This window comes from Salicola sp. AFF1 (genome assembly GCF_056783195.1).
This window is the reverse complement of the sequence record NZ_JBXAYL010000025.1, coordinates 1-17,687: the sequence shown is the minus strand read 5'-3', so window position 1 is coordinate 17,687 and position 17,687 is coordinate 1. Positions and strand designations below refer to the sequence as shown.

At 58.5% G+C, this 17,687-nt stretch carries 13 protein-coding genes, 1 tRNA gene and 1 pseudogene; 13 read left to right on the top strand and 2 right to left on the bottom strand.

The features are described from left to right. Positions 1-14: 14 nt before the first annotated feature. The 4 genes from flgJ (at position 15) to AC1RQI_RS14000 (ending at position 5,019) form a co-directional block, all read left to right on the top strand. Positions 15-1,001, top strand: a complete 987-nt coding sequence (gene flgJ, locus AC1RQI_RS14015; RefSeq protein ID WP_481905274.1) for a flagellar assembly peptidoglycan hydrolase FlgJ — start codon at positions 15-17, stop codon at positions 999-1,001. 6 nt (positions 1,002-1,007) lie between these two features. Continuing rightward, a complete protein-coding gene (gene flgK, locus AC1RQI_RS14010) occupies positions 1,008-3,668 on the top strand; it encodes a flagellar hook-associated protein FlgK (RefSeq protein WP_481905273.1) in 2,661 nt (886 codons plus the stop codon). Between the two features lie 12 nt (positions 3,669-3,680). Continuing rightward, positions 3,681-4,895, top strand: coding sequence for a flagellar hook-associated protein FlgL (gene flgL / locus AC1RQI_RS14005; RefSeq protein ID WP_481905272.1), 1,215 nt, complete (start codon positions 3,681-3,683; stop codon positions 4,893-4,895). Between the two features lie 39 nt (positions 4,896-4,934). Then, a tRNA-Leu gene (locus AC1RQI_RS14000) sits at positions 4,935-5,019 on the top strand. A 28-nt stretch (positions 5,020-5,047) separates the two neighbouring features. On the opposite strand, the gene AC1RQI_RS13995 is transcribed toward AC1RQI_RS14000, so the two are convergent. Both AC1RQI_RS13995 and AC1RQI_RS13990 read right to left on the bottom strand, forming a co-directional pair. Then, positions 5,048-5,506, bottom strand: coding sequence for an ATPase (locus AC1RQI_RS13995; RefSeq protein ID WP_481905271.1), 459 nt, complete (start codon positions 5,504-5,506; stop codon positions 5,048-5,050). A gap of 54 nt (positions 5,507-5,560) precedes the next feature. Beyond that, positions 5,561-6,904: an APC family permease gene (locus tag AC1RQI_RS13990; protein ID WP_481905270.1), complete on the bottom strand. Its 1,344-nt coding sequence runs from the start codon at positions 6,902-6,904 to the stop codon at positions 5,561-5,563. Between the two features lie 479 nt (positions 6,905-7,383). Between AC1RQI_RS13990 and AC1RQI_RS13985 the strand changes: the two genes are divergently transcribed. From AC1RQI_RS13985 to AC1RQI_RS13945, 9 genes and pseudogenes are all read left to right on the top strand, one after another. Beyond that, positions 7,384-9,168, top strand: coding sequence for a copper resistance system multicopper oxidase (locus AC1RQI_RS13985; protein WP_481905269.1), 1,785 nt, complete (start codon positions 7,384-7,386; stop codon positions 9,166-9,168). 23 nt (positions 9,169-9,191) lie between these two features. Beyond that, positions 9,192-9,965, top strand: coding sequence for a copper resistance protein B (locus AC1RQI_RS13980; RefSeq protein ID WP_481905268.1), 774 nt, complete (start codon positions 9,192-9,194; stop codon positions 9,963-9,965). A gap of 9 nt (positions 9,966-9,974) precedes the next feature. Continuing rightward, positions 9,975-10,640: a response regulator transcription factor gene (locus tag AC1RQI_RS13975; protein ID WP_481905267.1), complete on the top strand. Its 666-nt coding sequence runs from the start codon at positions 9,975-9,977 to the stop codon at positions 10,638-10,640. Next, positions 10,627-11,967 carry a sensor histidine kinase gene (locus tag AC1RQI_RS13970; RefSeq protein ID WP_481905266.1) on the top strand — a complete coding sequence of 447 codons (1,341 nt, stop codon included), beginning with the start codon at positions 10,627-10,629 and terminating at the stop codon, positions 11,965-11,967. The genes AC1RQI_RS13975 and AC1RQI_RS13970 overlap by 14 nt, the downstream gene beginning before the upstream one ends. Before the next feature lie 128 nt (positions 11,968-12,095). Next, a complete protein-coding gene (locus AC1RQI_RS13965) occupies positions 12,096-12,521 on the top strand; it encodes a hypothetical protein (RefSeq protein WP_481905265.1) in 426 nt (141 codons plus the stop codon). A 130-nt stretch (positions 12,522-12,651) separates the two neighbouring features. Further along, positions 12,652-13,167 (top strand): cupredoxin domain-containing protein, encoded by a 516-nt coding sequence (locus AC1RQI_RS13960; protein ID WP_481905264.1) that lies wholly within the window; start codon positions 12,652-12,654, stop codon positions 13,165-13,167. A 564-nt stretch (positions 13,168-13,731) separates the two neighbouring features. Next, complete coding sequence (locus AC1RQI_RS13955) at positions 13,732-15,066, top strand: TolC family protein (RefSeq protein WP_481905263.1); 1,335 nt, start codon at positions 13,732-13,734, stop codon at positions 15,064-15,066. Continuing rightward, positions 15,059-16,354: an efflux RND transporter periplasmic adaptor subunit gene (locus AC1RQI_RS13950; RefSeq protein ID WP_481905262.1), complete on the top strand. Its 1,296-nt coding sequence runs from the start codon at positions 15,059-15,061 to the stop codon at positions 16,352-16,354. Before AC1RQI_RS13955 ends, AC1RQI_RS13950 begins: the two co-directional genes overlap by 8 nt. Beyond that, a pseudogene (locus AC1RQI_RS13945) lies at positions 16,347-17,669 on the top strand (efflux RND transporter permease subunit); the annotation flags it as partial. The gene AC1RQI_RS13950 and the pseudogene AC1RQI_RS13945, both read left to right, overlap by 8 nt. Between the last annotated feature and the right edge of the window lie 18 nt (positions 17,670-17,687).

Sequence of the window (17,687 nt, the reverse complement as noted above, 5' to 3'; positions counted from 1 at the left end):
GGTGAGGTCAAACCATGATCCAGTCATCTGCACCCGGTACTGATAGTACGCCGATCTATACCGATCTCAACGGGATGAATGAGCTGAAGCGTCTTGCCGATACGGATCGGGACAAGGCGTTGGAAAAGGTTGCCCGCCAGTTCGAAAGCCTGTTCCTGCAGCAGATGATGAAGTCCATGCGTTCCGCCAATGAGGTGTTCAGCGAAGACAGCTATCTGAGCAGTCGTGAGACCAAGCAGTATCAGGACATGTTCGACAAGCAGCTGACGCTGAGCCTGACCCAGGAGCGCACCATCGGCATTGCGGACAAGCTGGTGCGCGATCTTGGCGGCGGCGACAACGGCGGAGCGCGCCCGAATGCTAAAACGAGCATTGCCGATTATGGCCGTCAGATACCGGCACCGGATCCGGGGCTCGCTGAACAGGCGGACAAGGTTCGAGCGATGATGCCGGAAGAAGGTGACGCCAATACAGCCCCAGCCGATGGAAGCGGCAGGGATCTGCCGGAACGGTTTAAGGGGCCGGAGCATTTCGTTGAGACACTCAGCCCCGTTGCCCGGGATGTCAGTCAGCGTACCGGGGTTCCGGCCCAGGTGATGATCGCGCAGGCGGCTCTGGAGACCGGGTGGGGGCAGAACATGATTGGAGGTGAGCAGCAGCCCAGTCGCAACCTGTTTGGTATCAAAGCGGATGAACGGTGGGATGGTGAGTCCGTTCGCGTCACCACCACCGAGTACCGGGATGGCCTTCCCATGAAGGAGAAGGCGGATTTCCGGGCTTATCCCGATTACGCCAGCAGTTTTGAGGACTACGCCCGTTTTCTGAACGAAAACCCGCGTTACCAGAGGGTGTTGCAACAGGCGGACAATCCAGAGGCCTTCGCTCGGGGGCTGCAGGATGCGGGCTACGCCACGGATCCGGGCTATGCCGACAAGATCCACGACATTATGGAGCGGCCCACGCTGGGTGGCGTGACCGAGGACGGGATGGAAGGGGAGTAAGGTGCCATGAGCCTGCTGAACACGGGACTGACAGGGATTATCGCCAACCAGAAGGCGTTGGAGACCACCAGTAATAACATCACCAACGCCAATACGCCCGGTTACAGTCGTCAGCGTGCGGAATTTGAGTCGAACCCCTCTCAGATTTCGGGCAGTGGTTATATTGGTCAGGGGGTTAATGTTGCGGATATTCAGCGCCTCAACAATGAGTTCATCAACACCCAGCTGCGTTCGGATACCACTTTGCACTCTGAGCAGACGGCGCTGGTTGAAAACCTCAATGGGATGGATGATCTGCTGGGTAATGAGAACACTGGGGTGAACCAGGCTATGACCGACTTTTTTGGGACGCTTCAGGACGCTGCTGAGAGCCCCGCCTCCAGTTCGTTGCGCGAGCAGGCGCTCAATCAGGCAGACAACCTGGTGGCCCGGTTCAAGTCGGTGGACAGCCAATTGCGGGCTCGAGAGGAAACGGTGAATGACCGGATCTCGGCGAACCTGAGCGAGATCAACTCATTGGCGGATGGCATTGCGGAGCTGAACCTCAGTATAGCGGAAGCGCCAGGGCGCGCGAGTGGGCGTGAGGCGAATGACCTGTTGGATAAGCGGGATGAAAAGCTCCGCCAGCTTTCCGAGATGGTGCAGGTTCAGACGAATGAAAATAGCGATGGCACAGTGGATGTGAGCATCGGCAAGGGCCAGGGCATTGTCAGCAAGGGTAACAGCGCTACGTTGCGTTTGACCGGGTCGACAGAGCAGGCCGGGCGGCGCCAGGTGGCTATGGAGGGGCTGGGCAGGGACCGGGTCATCACGCATGAGCTGAGCGGTGGCGCTCTTGGAGGTAATCTGACCTTTCGGGATGAGGTCCTTGAGCCGACCATGAATGGTATTGGGCGGATCGCCATTGGTTTGTCTGAACGCATTAATGAACAACATCAGCTGGGTCAGGATCTGAACGGAAACCTGGGTGGCAATTTCTTCCGCGACGTCAATGCGGAAAGTCTGGCCCGAAGCCGAATTACGCCTTCTGCTGAGACGGCCAGTAACGGAGACCGGCAGGCCAGGGTGAACATCACAGACAGCAGTAAACTGGGAACCCGGTCCTACACCCTGGAGTTCACCGGGCCGGATGACCAGCAGTACCGTGTTCGTGATGCCACCAATGGTGAGGTGGTCAAAAGCGGCAGCCTCAGCAGCAGCCTGCCAGCCACCATCTCCATGGAGGGATTCGAGATTGAGCTGGAGTCGGGGTCCTTTCAGCAGGGAGATGAGTTCTCCATTCGGCCCACTTACAACGGTGGCCGGGATATAGCTACGACGATCAGCAACGGCGAGGAAATCGCCCTGGCAGCACCGATCCGGGCCGAGGCCAACAGTGGCAATCAAGGCACGGGTGAGATCAGTCAGGGAACCATGCTTGATCTCCGGCATCCGGAGACCGGTCGCCGTCTGGGTGCGCTGGATGAAAACGGCAACCTCAATCCACCTATGGAGATCCGGTTTCTGTCCGAGAACCGCTTCGAAGTGGTGGACGTTTCGGATCCGGCCAATCCGCAGCCCCTGGACCCGCCCATGAACAACGTGCGGTTTGAGCCGGGCAAGACGAATACGGTGTTCAGTGGGGATCCGGGTGCCAGGGTCGTGACCTCACAAGGCAACGACTGGCAATCGATCAACGCCGGAACTGACTCCAACAATGGGTATCCGGCTGAGGATCTGACCCTCAGGACCCGCGATCCTGACACCGGTGTGGTATCCACGGAGACGATCAGTTACGGAGCGGGTACGCCGGCGTCGGAAATTGCCAACAGCCTTAACAATGCGAGTGGCGTTCGGGCTACGGCCTATACAGAAACCCGCTTGCAGGGCTTCGGGGGCAATAATGCCACGGTTACCCTGAACGTTAATGGTGGGTCCTCGGTTGATCTTGATGTGTCGGGGCCGCTCAATGCCGATAATCTGGAACAGGCGATCAATGACAGTGATGATTTCAGCAGCCTGGACCTGAGTGTCACCAACAACGGCGACAGCATCGCCCTGCGCTCGGATACCGGCCAGGACATCGGGGTTACCGTTACGGGGGGCAGCATGGAGGTGGCCAAACCCGACCCCTATGATCCCTCGGGATCAGCGACCACAGAGGCCTTGGGGTCCGGGGATTCTGCCACGGTGGGGGGCGTTGTCGACACAACACTGTCCAGCGGTGTGCGTTTGACCTCGAACGATAACAATGGACTTTTTCAGCAGTCTCCGCCCAGTGACCCCGCGTACAAAGGCTTCCAGTTCGAGCTCAGCGGCAATCCCAAAGCCGGTGACAGTTTCCGCCTTGAAACCAACGAGGGTGGAACGTCAGACAATCGTAATGGGCTGGCCCTGGGCGACCTGAACGCAAAGAATTATCTGGATGATGGCAACTTCAGCTTTACGGATGCCTATGGGGCGGTGGTTGAGGATGTGGGCTCGCGTACCCGGACCGCCCAGGTGGATAAGGAAGCGGCCGGAACGCTCAAGGAGCAGTCCCAGAAACAGTGGGAGGAGCAGTCCGGGGTCAACCTGGATGAGGAAGCCGGTAAGCTCGTCCAGTTCCAGAACGCCTACAGCGCCTCATCGCAGGTGGTCTCGGTCGCCCGGGATCTGTTCAACACGCTGATCGGCACCTTCAACTAGGGGAGGGGGAATATGCGCGTCTCCACAAGCCAGATCTTCAATCAGGGGATCCAGCAGTTCCAGAACCTCAACGCCCAGCAGGCGCGCACTCAGGAACAGGTAGCCACCGGCAAGGAAATCCTGAGACCTTCTGATGATCCGGTGGCTTCAACGCGGATTGTGCAACTCAAGGATGATCTGGCGCGGAGCGAGCAGTACCAGGATACGCTCGATATGACCCAGACACGCCTGGAACGGGAAGACGGGACACTTTCCAGCTATACCGATGCGCTGGCCCGCACTCGGGAGTTGATGGTTCAAGCCGGCAGTGGATCCCTTAGTGAGTCGGATCGTGGCTCCATTGCACAAGAGCTGAAACAGGTCAAGGAGCAGATGGTCAGCCTGGCCAATACTCAGGGGCCGCAGGGCGAGTTCCTGTTCGCAGGCTTTCAGGGCGGGGAGAAGCCATTTACCGAAGACGTCTCCGGTAATATTGAATACCGGGGGGATTCCGGCGAGCGTTCGGTTCAGATCGATGATGGGGTCACGATCAAGGTGAACGACAATGGCCGTGAAATCTTTGAAGCAATCCCCAGCGATCGGCCCACCTTTAATACTCAGGCCTCACAGGGTAATGAGGGCAGTGGTCGCATCAGCACCGGGGTTGTGGCGGACCGGGGCGAATTCGAATCGTTCTACCCGGACGATCTGGTGGTCGAGTTTTCTGCAGGGGGAAGCGAATTTACGGTGAAATCCAGAGAAACTGGTGAGAAGTTCATCGAAAACGAGGCCTACACCAGTGGAGGTTCTGTTGAAATGAAAGGCATGCGTTTTGAGATCAGCGGTGAGCCCGCAGAAGACGATACCTTTACGGTGACCAGTAGCGACCAGCAGAGCATCTTCGGCACCATGGAGAAGATGATCGAGGGCCTGGAAACGCACCCCAATACCCCGGAAGGGCGTGAAGCGCTTGAGGATACCATCGATCAGGGCCTGGCCAATCTGCAGCATGCTGAAGACCGGGCCACGGAGATCCAGTCCGGCGTGGGAACCCGCCTGAATACAGTGGAAAGTACCAAGGAGTTCCTGAAGGACAGCGACCTGTTGGCCAAGGAAACCCTTTCAAATCTGGAGGACGTGGATTACGCCGAGGCCATCAGCCGCCTGACCCAGCAGAACTTTACGCTGCAGGCCGCCCAGCAATCCTTTGCGCAGATCTCGCGCCTATCGCTGTTTGACGCGCTGTGATTGACGCATCATGCGCGGCGCGTATAATCCCGTGCTGTTGCCGAGGTGGTGGAACTGGTAGACACGCCTGACTCAAAATCAGGTGGCGCAAGCCTTGTGGGTTCGAGTCCCACCCTCGGCACCATCCCTTATCCGCACAATGCTTTTGCCAGTCAGACGTCCTGCATGCGCCCGACTTCCCGGGCAATACGCATTGCTTCGTGGCGCTCCAGAGCTAGCAGGTTTTCGGCCATTTCCCTGGCTTCCGGGATTTCTGCGCGGTCCGCCAGGTTCTGGTACAGCTCGATGACCTGATCATGGAAGTCGAAGATTTCCCCGGCGATGCCATTGAAATCAAGCTTCGTGTAAGGTGCGTCGCAAGTCCTATGGGTTTCGATCGGTTTGTGAGACAGGTAGTCATAGATCCAGGTTTTCAGGGCTCCGGTATCCCCCTCAGTCTCGAATCCTTCGACGGTTTTTTCCAGTTCTTTTTCATGGGTGGCAAGGTAGTCGAGCAGGGCGCGGGCGCGTTCTTGCTCGTGCTCAGTGGCACAGTGTGCCAGACAATTGGCTGTCTGGTGGTGAAGGTTACGGGTCCAGTCGATAAGGTCCCTGAACGTTTTGATTTCCATTGTCACAAATCTCCTTTCCGGTTGATGGACTATGGCGTGTGGCAGGTCTGAAAATTACCTGTGGTGTTGATGATCTTGTTCACCGGTTGAGGCTTGCCGGTTAGCAAGGAAAATACGTTCCACCACCAGTATGGCCATCATGGCGAGTCCGGCAATGCCAATGACAATAGGATCCGAGACCATCTTTACCCAGAGGAATCCCCCCAGAACAGTCAGGTCGAGAACAATGGCGGTTACCAGGATGACTGGATTGGCTCCAACCGCCTGTCTCAGGTACCTCAGGATGCCCCAGTGAATCGCGATGTCCATGATCAGGTAAAAGATGATGCCGAGCGCGGCGATCCGGGTGAGGTCAAAGAAGGCCGTCAGGATCAGGCCCAGGACCACCGTGTAGACCAGTGTGTGTTTCTGGATATCACCCGGCATACCGAAATGGCTGTGGGGAACCAGCTTCATCTGGGTGAGCATGGCCAGCATCCGTGAGACTGCAAAAATGCTTGCGATTATCCCGCCGGCAGTTGCTGCCATGGCCAGGATCACCGTAAACCAGAGGCCGTACCCGCCGAGCGCCGGTCTGGCGGCGGCTGCCAGGGAGTAGTTGCGTGTTTCGATGATGTCGTTCAGGGACAGATTGCTGGCGACCGCAAAGCCAACCAGCGTGTAGATCACCACGCAGAGGGCAATGGAGATGATGATGGCGCGGCCGACATTACGGTGCGGGTCGTTAATTTCGGAGCCGCTGTTGGTGATGGTGGTAAAACCCTTGAAGGCAAGGATCCCCAGCGCTGTCGCGCCCAGGAAGCCGGTTACCGTGGGCTTTGGTTCGGAATGTGAGAAATCCACCGCGATACTGTCCGCAATCCAGACACCAACCAGACCAAAGACGATAATCCCGCCGATCTTCAGGATGCCAATAAGCGAGGCTGTGCCTTCGATAAGGCGATTGCCTGAAAGGTTGATCAGGAAGGCAACCAGCAGGAGGGCAACGCCCAGGACGGGCACCAGGCGACTGTGATCACCTACATCAAAAAGCTGCAGCGTGTAGGAGCCAAAGGTTCGGGCCAGGAAGCTCTGGGCAATCACCATTGAGAAATACATCAACAGGGCATGGAAAGCGGTCGGGAGGGTGTTCCCGTAGGCCTTGTGGAGGTACATCCCAATGCCACCCGCCGAGGGATAGGTATTGGACATCCTGATGTAGGAGTAGGCGCTGAAGGCCACGATCACGGCTGCTGACAGGAAGGCCAGTGGGAAGAGCGTGCCCGTCATTTCCGCCATCTGCCCCGTAAGCGCAAAGATGCCGGCGCCGATCATGACGCCGGTTCCCAGCATCACCGCACCGGGCAGCGTGAGACTGTTTTCGGCGTAACGGGGTGTTCGGTCATCCTGTTCTGTCATGATTGGTCCATCTTTCCAGGGGGCGGGATTTGCACTAGACAGTATAACGCCTGAACCTGAACTGATTTGCAAATGCCATACCGTTCTGTTTCGGATCAATGGGTTATGAAACTCTTTTCGCCCGAGTTCAACGGGGTCCTTTGGGGTTTCCTGCCAGACTGCCTATGGATTTCCCGGACTTGGCTTGATCGATGACTTGAGTGAGTTCGACCTCCTGTAAGTTCAGGTCCATTTCCCCGGCAGCGAGTTTGTTCAGGTCGAGAAGGTCGTTGACCAACGGTGCCGGTTGCAAGCGTTTCCCGGTCATAAGGGCGAAGGGGACGGCACCGATTATGATAAACGAAATGGAGCGGGGACCTGAATCGAGGCTGAGAGGGGCCCTTTGCGGGCCGTCAGTTTCATGTCAGCTTATTGTGCCAAGCTCATGTCTCCATTCGAATCGGCAAGTCCGATGCTCCGGAGATTGAGGGAGTTTGAGCATGAGCAACCACCGGAAAGCCCGGCCACTGTCGCGCCGTGATATTCTCAGAACGGGCTCCACTATGGGCCTATTGCTTGGGCTTGGCAGCCTGTTGCCCGGCTACGCCTTCGGCCTGACCGGTAACCAGGAGCTCACACGCCGAACCGAGGGCAACTCAGACATCTACGAGCTGACCATTGACCGCACCCCCCTGACGATTGACGGGCGCAGGAGCGTCCAGCCGATCACGATCAACGGCTCACTGCCGGCGCCGCTGATCCGTCTGCGTGAGGGGCGTGAAGCCGTTCTGCGGGTGACCAATAAGCTTGATGAATACACGTCGATCCATTGGCACGGCATCCTTCTGCCGTTTGAAATGGATGGCGTTCCCGGGGTCAGCTTTGAAGGCATCGCCCCCGGTGAAACCTTTGAATACCGCTACCCGGTGCGCCAGAGTGGCACCTACTGGTATCACAGCCATTCCGGGCTCCAGGAGCAACTGGGCCACTATGGGCCCCTGATCGTGGATCCGGCGGAACCTGAACCGTTCGAGTACGACCGCGACTACGTGATCGTGCTTTCCGACTGGACCTTCAGTGATCCGGCTGAGGTGATGCGTCATCTCAAGGTGGCCGAGGGATATTACAATTACAACAAGCGGACGGTGGCCGACTTCTTCGAGGATGTGGCCAACCTCGGCTGGAGTGCCGCCTGGGAGAAGGCCGGCATGTGGGGCCGCATGCGCATGACGCCGAGGGATATTCTGGATGTGACCGGTGCCGAGTACACCTACCTGATGAATGGCATGTCACCCAATGACAACTGGACGGGTGTCTTCAAGCCGGGCGAGAAAGTGCGCCTGCGCGTGATCAACGCCTCGGCCATGTCCATCTTTGATGTTCGCATCCCGGGATTGGCGATGACCGTCGTCGAGGCCGACGGCCAGAAGGTTGAGCCGGTGGAGACCGATGAGTTCCGTATCGGGGTGGCCGAGACCTACGACGTCATCGTGGAGCCGCAGGACGAGGCCTACACCCTCTTTGCCCAGTCCCAGGACCGCTCGGGGTTCACCCGTGGCACCCTGGCCGTGCGCGAGGGCATGGAAGCGTCCGTGCCGGAGCTCTACCCGCGTACTGAGCGTGGTATGGCGGCCATGGGCATGGCTGGTGATGGCGGCATGGACCATGGCGCCATGGAAGGAATGGACGGTATGCACCAGGACGGTGGTGGTATGGACGGGTCGATGCACGGCAACGGCGGTCAGCCCCCGGTGGCGGGTCGCGAGATTTCGCACGGCCTGGACAATCACGGCGCCGGCGCCGCCATGGTGGCAATGAACCCAAGACCAAGACTCGACGACCCTGGCGTGGGCTTCGAGCACGTGGGCCACCGGGTACTGACCTACGACCAGCTCCGTGGCCTGCACGCCTGGCCGGATGAGCGCGAACCCCAGCGCGAGGTGGAACTGCACCTGACCGGCAATATGGAGCGTTACATGTGGTCCTTTGACGGAAAGAAGTTCTCCGAAGTGGACGGCTCCATCCCTTTCCGTGATGGTGAGCGCCTGCGCCTGATCCTGGTCAACGACACCATGATGGATCACCCCATCCATCTCCATGGCATGTGGATGGAACTGGAGACCGGTAACGACGGCTACCGGCCCCGTAAGCACACCCTGCTGGTCAAACCGGGGGAAATGATCTCGGCACAGATTACGCCGGAGCATAAAGGCGACTGGGCCTTTCACTGTCACCTGCTTTACCACATGAAAGCGGGCATGTTTCGCGTCGTGTCCGTCCAATGAGTGCGCCGAACGGGAGGAACACTATGGCTGTTAAACGCTTTGCCACGGCCCTGATGGTTCTGGGCCTGATGGTGCCGGCCACCCGCGCTTTTTCCCAGGGCGTGGGGCCAGAGGCGGAACCGGACTGGTCGCTACCGGTGCACGATGACGTCACCCATGGCCAGCTTCTGATGGACCGTTTTGAGTACCAGGACGGCGACGATGAGGACGTTGTTGCCTGGGAGGGCCAGGCATGGTGGGGCGGGGATACCCATCGGCTGCTGGTTGACTCCGAGGGTGAGGCCCTGGTCTCGGGTGGCGATGGCGGCGAAGTGGAAAGCTTCGACATCCAGTACGGCTACGGATTCAGTGCCTACTGGCAGGCCAAGGCCGGGTTGGGATACCAGACCACTTTCGGACCGGGGCCTGATCGTGACCGGGGTTCCGCCGTTATCGGTGTTCAGGGACTGGCACCCTACTGGTTCGAGCTGGACACCGGCCTTCGCGTCAGTGAGGATGGCGATGCGGTGGCCGAATTTGAGGGCGAGTACGACTGGGTCTTCACACAGCGCCTGATCCTGCAGGGGCGGGCAGAGACCAGCTATGCTTTCAGCGACGTCCCTGAATTCGGGGTTGGTGAAGGCATTAACGGCCTTACCCTGGGACTGCGTCTGCGCTATGAGATGGCCCGTGAGTTCGCGCCCTATGTCGGCGTGCGGTGGCAGGACCAGTATGGTGATACGGCGGATCTGACCCGTGCCGAAGGCGAGGATACAGAGAAGACATCGCTGGTTGCCGGTGTACGCTGGTGGTTCTGAAGGAATGCCATGAGACTGCTGCTGGTTGAAGACGACACCCTGCTTGCCGAGAGCCTGCAACGACAGCTGTCGGCGGCAGGCTTCAGTGTGGATGCCATCGCCACTGCTTCGGGCGCGGATCAGCTTGGCAGGCAGGAAGATTATCGCGTGGTGGTACTGGACCTGGGACTGCCCGACGGCAACGGCCTGGATGTGCTCCGGGACTGGCGGTCGTGGGGGCTCACTATGCCCGTGCTGATCCTCACCGCCCGTGGGGACTGGCAGGATAAGGTGAGCGGTCTCAAGGCCGGCGCCGATGACTATCTCGCCAAACCCTTCCAGACCGAAGAGCTGGTGGCACGCCTTGATGCCCTGGTCCGCCGCAGCGAAGGGCGGGTTGATTCGGTGCTCACCGCCGGTCGGTTCAGGCTCGATGAAAACCGTCAGGTCCTGATGACCCCGGATGGCGAGGAGCACCCATTGACGGGGACGGAGTTTCGCTTGCTGCGCTGCCTGATGAGCCGGCCCGGCCAGCTGTTTTCCAAGGAGAACCTTCTGGAGCAGGTCTACAGCCTGGATGAAAGCCCGACCCACAACGCCATTGAGGCGTATATCCGTCGGCTCCGGAAGCTGGCCGGTCAGGATGCGATAGTCACGCGTCGGGGGCAGGGGTATAGGTTCAATGCCGTGGATTGACCTCAACCGCTCCATTCGGCGCACACTCCTGATCGTTCTTCTTCCCGCTGCGATTGCGCTGATGGGGGCCGCGTGGGTCATTCATGGGGCATTGCTTGAGCGCATGGCCCGAAGCTTTGTGGAGGATCGGCTCAAGGAGGAGGTGGCCTTCCTGAAACACCAGCTCAATCAGGCCGACGGACGCATCGAGGCATTGAAGACCGGGGATTACTTCAAGGACGTGTTCCATCACGCCTTTGCCGTGCGCGTGGGCTCCCGGCAATACGTCAGTCCTTCCCTCTGGCAACCGTTGCTGGCGCCCCGGCTGGCGGAAAACGGGCGTGGTATTATCCGGGAGACAGCGACCAATGGACCGGTCTCGGACTATCTTGCCTACCGGGATACCCTCGAGCTTGAAGGACGGAACGCGGTTATTGTCGTGGCGGAAGACCTTTCCCGGATTGATGCCAGCCAACGCGAGCTGCACATCTGGACAGCCGTGGTCTCCGCCGTTTTGCTGGCTCTCCTGGTGCTGGTGATCTGGGTGGGTATCCGGCTTTCCCTGGCGTCCGTGGGGCAGTTGCAGAGCGCCTTGGAGGAATTGCAGCAGGGAGAACGGGCGCGTCTTGATATCAGAACGCCCGTTGAATTTCAGCCCCTTGTGACACAGCTGAATCAGCTGCTGGAAACGCTGGATCGGCGCTTGATGCGCTCGCGGCAGGCATTGGCGAACCTCTCCCACAGTGTGAAAACGCCCATTACGGCGGTGCGTCAGGTCCTTGAGGAAAGGGACCAGCCGCTGAACTGGGAGCGCCGGCAACAACTTGCCCAGCGCCTGTCGGATATTGACGGTCAACTCGAGACCGAAATGCGTCGCAGCCGCTTTGCCGGGGCTCAGGCGGGCAAGGGGGCGGCACCGGTCAGCCAGGCACGGGAGTTGATCTGGATGCTCGGCCAGCTTTATCCAGACAAGGCGTTCGAACTCGAGACTTCACTGGCGGATGAGCGGCGCTGGCCTGTCGAGGCGCATGACCTCAACGAAATTCTGGGTAATATCCTTGATAACGCCGGGAAATGGGCGACTTCACGTGTAACATTGTTGTTGCTTGAGGAGGGAGAAGGGCTGGTGATTGATGTCAGTGACGATGGTCCTGGCGTGGCCCCTGAACAACTGTCGACACTGGGGACCCGAGGACAGCGCCTGGATGAGCAGGCCTCCGGGCATGGCCTGGGCCTTGCCATTGTCCGGGATGTTGTTAACCGGTATGACGGTTGGGTGGGGTTTGGGATCAATGACTCGGGAGGGGTGCGTGTGCGGGTGGTGCTGCCGGAACGGGTTTCCTCTTGATGCCACCCTTTCCTTTGTCTACTGGAGTCAGTTCCATGTCAGGTTTGTATGGTCTGATAGAAAGCATTGGGGCAAGCTTGTTGGTCCCGATGCCAAATATTTCGCAACAGAAAAGAGAGGATGAAGAGATGAAGAAGGTATTCGCATTGGTGCTTTTTGCGGTTTTGGCGGTGAACCCGGCTATTGCCCACCAGGAAGGCAAGCATGACGGGATGGAACAGGGTCGAATGATGAATCATGGCTCTGGCATGGGCATGATGGGCGGTGAGCACATGCATGACCGCATGCAGAGGATGCGCCAGACAATGGAGCAGGCCCAGAAAACAAGGGATCCCGAGAAGCGCCGAGAACTCATGCGCCAACACATGGAAACCATGCACGGCACCATGCAGCGGATGGGGCCCGACCGGAGTGACAAAAGCGACACAGAAGCGCAAGGAACAGCCCCCTCGGACATGCCCATGGAAAAGCGCATGGAGCGTATGGAGCAGCAGATGCGGATGATGCGGGAGATGATGCAACAGATGATGGAGCGCGAGTCGCTCGAAGAATAAGGAGGCGCGAGCGTCCAATCCGCAGGGTGGGGCAAGTGATGAAACGGGATGCGGTCACCACCGAGTGAGCGCTGTTTTGGAACGGGTCCTTCGGGGCCTGGAAAGGAATTTGGTAACTCAGGAGTATCCTATGAAGGTCAGGAGACAATCCGCTATTGTTGCATCTCTGTTGTTTGTTTCAGTGACTGCGACAGCCAGCGGCTCTCATAGTGCAGGTTCTTCCCATGGGATGACAGTCGGCGAACCTGGCTCGGGTTCAGACGTTGATCGCACGGTTTCCGTGCAAATGCATGACAACAATTATGTCCCCGAACGAGTCAAGGTTAAGCAGGGAGAAACCGTACGCTTTGAGATTGATAACAAGGGGGCATTGGTTCATGAGTTCAATATCGGAACGCCCGCGATGCATGAGGCCCACCAGAAAGAAATGACGAAGATGGTCAAGAAAGGCGTCATCCAGGGAGGTGAGCTTAATAAGGGCATGATGGGCGACATGAAACACGATGATCCCAACAGTGTGTTACTTGAGCCGGGGGAGAGCGAGACAGTGCTATGGACGTTCTCGCAGGAAGGTGAGATTGAGTTTGCATGCAACGTGCCTGGCCATTACCAGTCCGGGATGCATGGGGATATCGAGTTCGAGTAGGTGCGATAACGGGCGTCTAGGTCAGCGGCAAGGGTTCATGATATGCAAAAGTGTTTGTTGACCCTTTTGAAAGGGTGGTAGCCTTCGTCCATGAAACCAAACAGTCACTGCATATGCATCTTTCTGGGAATCCTCATTGCGCTGTCACCGGTGTTTGCCGGGGCAGCGACGATGGGAATTATCTCGAAGGGGGCCATGCAGTCCGATCTGCACCAGCAGATGGACTGTGGTGGCGCAGCGACGCAGGATGCGTTTCACGGTAGCGCTCTCAGTCAGGTCGACTGCTCTGATATCGAAGTCTCGGGTGAATGCTGTGCAAGCTGTGTGGCCTGTGCCTTATCAATGACCCTCCCTGTTCACCTTGAACCCGTCTCCTTCGCGATTGAAGGCCATGCTTTCAATCGGCCCCAGGTTGACCTCGAATCTGAACTCCAGCCCCCCAGAACACGCTCCTCTTAATCGGTAGCGCCATTGCGCGCGCGTTTTTCGTGCGCAAGGCAGACATCGTTTGCCGTCAGGCCTGACACAGCGTCAGGGCTGGCGCCTAGAGGAGCGACACCAACCATGAAAGTTCGATTATTCCAGGCACTAACGATAACCTTCCTCGTCCTGGTTTCGTTGGCTTCCCTTGCGGCCGCGGACGAAGGCCTGCCGTTGAAGGAAGCGATCCAAAAGGCCCAGGAAGGTGATCCCTGGCTCGACGCCAGTCGAGACCGTGAAAGAGCCTATCAGGCTGAAAGCATATCGGCCGGAACCCTGCCTGATCCGCGAGTCTCCGTAACCGCCCGCAATCTGCCGGTGGATACCTTCAATTTCAATCAGGAGGCCATGACGCAGTTCAGTGTCGGTGTCACGCAGATGTTCCCGCGGGGCGATACGCTCGAGCTCAAGCGCCATGGAAAAAAACTGCAGGCTGATGAACAGGCGATACAGCGCAGTGAACGCCGCGCGCGGGTCAGGCTGATTATAAGCAGGCTATGGCTGACCGCCTACGAGGCACAGAACAGTATCGAATTGATCGAACGTGACCGGAATCTTTTCGAACAGCTGGTGGATGTCGCCGAATCCAACTATGGCTCGGCCCTGCGCCAGGCCCGGCAACAGGACGTTGTGCGGGCGCAGCTGGAGTTGACCCGGTTGGAAGACCGGTTAAGTGACCTCCGTCGCCGTGAGGCAGCCGCGCGGCGCCGATTAGGCGAGTGGATTGGGCAGCGGGCCGCCGAACGCAGCCTGATTGGTGCGCTTCCGGAGTCTTCAACGATATATCCGGGCCCTCAAGAGGTTCTATCAAATGCATCGAATCGGGCGGTAACCGATACGCTGTTGAGCCATCCAAAGATACGTGTATTGGATAAGCGCGTTTCTGTGGCTTCCAACGAAGCCGATCTGGCTCGCCAGAAATACTGGCCGGAATGGGGCGTAACCGCCAGCTACGGCTATCGCGATCGAGCCCCCGGCGGCCCGGACCGCGCCGACCTTTTCTCGGTGGGCGTGACCTTTGATCTCCCCATTTTCACCAGCAAGCGTCAGGACTCCCAGTTGAATGTCGCCATTGCTCGCAAGGGAGCGGTGAAAACAGACCAGGTACTTGAGCTGCGTTCATTGAGAGCCAGATTTGAAGCTGCCAGCGCCGAGCTGACACAGCTCGACGATCGCGTCGAACTCTACGATCAACGCCTGTTGCCGCAGATGCAGGAACAGGCCGAAGCGGCCCTCACTGCCTACAACAATGATGATGGCGATTTCTCTGAAGCGGTCCGGGCCCGAATCGACGAACTCAACGCCAAGATCGAAGCCCTTGCCATCGAGGTGGCACGGGGAAAAGTCAGGGCCCAGATCAATTATCTGCTCAGCGGTGCCGACGCATCACGAGTGGCGCAGGGAGGTCATAATGAATAAGTCATTTTCAATCATTGCTTTGCTCGTTCTTGGTGGTGTTCTCGGCGCCGGTGGTTATGCCTGGTTCGGGGCGGGGCTGGTGGGCGATGGCGACGTCCAGAACGGGGGCAAGGGCGAGCCCCTGTACTGGGTAGCCCCCATGGATTCCAACTACAGGCGTGATAAACCCGGCAAGTCACCAATGGGCATGGACCTGGTGCCGGTCTATGAGGAGGGGGGAGCCTCAGAGGCGAGCCCGGGGACGGTTAAAATCTCTCCAGACATCGTCAATAACCTCGGGGTGCGGACCGGCGAGGCGGAAAAAGGCCGCTTCCGTAACGAAATCAATACGGTGGGTTATGTCCAGTACGACGAAGACCAGGCTGTGCATATCCATTCGAGGGTTGAGGGTTGGATCGAGCGGCTGATGGTCAAGGCTGAAGGCGATCCGGTAACCCGCGGCGAACCCTTGTACGAGATCTATTCGCCCACCCTGGTCAATGCGCAGGAGGAATTCCTGTTGGCGTTGAAGCGGGGTAACGACAATATGGTTCAGGCCTCTGCCCGGCGCCTGCGCGCACTGAACGTGCCGGAAGAAACCATCGAGACCATCCGCAACAAGCGCAAGGTGTTCCAGACTATCACAATCAATGCGCCGCAGTCCGGCGTGGTTGATAACCTGAATGTGCGCGAGGGTTTCTTCATCCAACCGACCAAGACCGTCATGTCCATTGGCGTCCTCGACGAGGTGTGGGTGGTGGGCGAGGTATTTCAAAGCGATGCCGCGCGCATCGAGGTGGGCGATCCTGTCACCATGACCTCAAACTTCCTGCCGGGCCAAAGCTGGGAAGGGCGCGTCGACTACGTCTACCCGAGCCTGGACGAAACCACCAATACGCTGCGGTTTCGCACCCGGATCGATAACCCGGGGCAACGGCTGAAAGTGAATATGTTCGCGCAACTGGCCATCCACCAGCAGAGCGCGGAACAGACGCTCCTGATCCCCCGGGAGGCGCTGATCCGCACCGGTCATCAGAACCGCGCCGTCCTTGCCCTGGGAGAGGGCCGCTTTAAATCTGTTGAAGTCAAGGTGGGGCGAGTTGGCACCCACAAAGCGGAGATTTTGGATGGGCTGAAGGAGGGCGACCGCATTGCAACGTCTGCGCAGTTCCTGCTGGATTCCGAGTCCAGCAAGACCTCGGACTTCCAGCGCCTGCATCATGGCGATAAGGCCACACCCAACCAGGGGAAGGGCGACGGCGAGATGAAGTCCATGGATCACTCGGATCAGGGAGGCGGACATGATTGAGTCGATTATCCGATGGTCCGTCTATAACCGTTTCCTGGTCCTGCTGGCGACGCTCCTTCTGGTCGGCGGCGGGCTCTTCTCCCTGAAAAATACCCCGGTGGATGCCCTGCCGGATCTGTCCGATGTCCAGGTCATCATCAAGACGAACTATGCGGGCCAGGCGCCTCAGGTCGTCGAGGACCAGGTCACCTACCCCCTGACCACGGCCATGCTGTCCGTGCCCGGCGCCAAAACCGTGCGTGGCTATTCATTCTTCGGGGACTCGTACGTCTACGTGATTTTTGACGACGATACCGAGATGTACTGGGCCCGCTCCAGGGTCCTGGAGTACCTGAGCCAGGTGGCCCCGGAGCTACCGGATGCCGCCAACCCACAGTTGGGCCCGGACGCCACCGGCGTGGGCTGGGTCTACATGTACGCTTTGGTGGATCGCAGTGGCAACCATGACCTCAGCGAGTTGCGCTCGCTCCAGGATTGGTTCCTCAAATATGAACTGCAGACCGTCTCCGGGGTTTCGGAGGTGGCCACAGTTGGGGGCATGGTCAAGCAGTACCAGGTCGAAGTGGATCCGGACAAACTGCGTGCTTACGACATACCGCTGCAACACGTACAGAACGCCATTCAGCAGGGCAACCAGGAAATTGGCGCCTCGGTGGTGGAAATGGCGGAAGCTGAGTATATGGTTCGCGCCACCGGCTATATCCAGAGTGTGGGCGATCTGGCCAGCGTGCCACTGGGAATGAATGAGAACGGCACGCCGGTCCGCCTGAAAGATATTGCCGATATTCACGAGGGCCCACAGATGCGGCGTGGGGTGGCCGAGTTGAATGGCAATGGCGAGACGGTGGGCGGCATTGTGGTCATGCGCTATGGGGAAAATGCCCAGAAGACCATAGACGGCGTCAAGACGAAGCTCAATCAGCTGGAAAAGGGATTGCCCGAGGGCGTTGAGGTAGTGCCGGTCTACGACCGCTCGGGGTTGATCGAGCGTGCCGTCAACACGCTCTGGCATAAACTTGGCGAGGAGTTCCTCGTCGTCGCGCTGGTCTGCATGGTCTTCCTGTTCCATGTGCGCTCGTCACTGGTCGCAATTATCAGCCTGCCAGTGGGCATCCTTACCGCGTTCATCGTCATGTATTTCCAGGGCATCAACGCAAACATCATGTCGCTGGGCGGCATTGCGATTGCCATTGGGGCCATGATTGATGGCGCCATTGTGATGATTGAGAACATGCACAAGCACATGGAGCGAACGCGAGTTATGGTGATTTCTGGTGTATGGAAGCAGGCTGAAGAGGTGGCATATCCTGTTGGTTGATCTCCGCCAAGATCA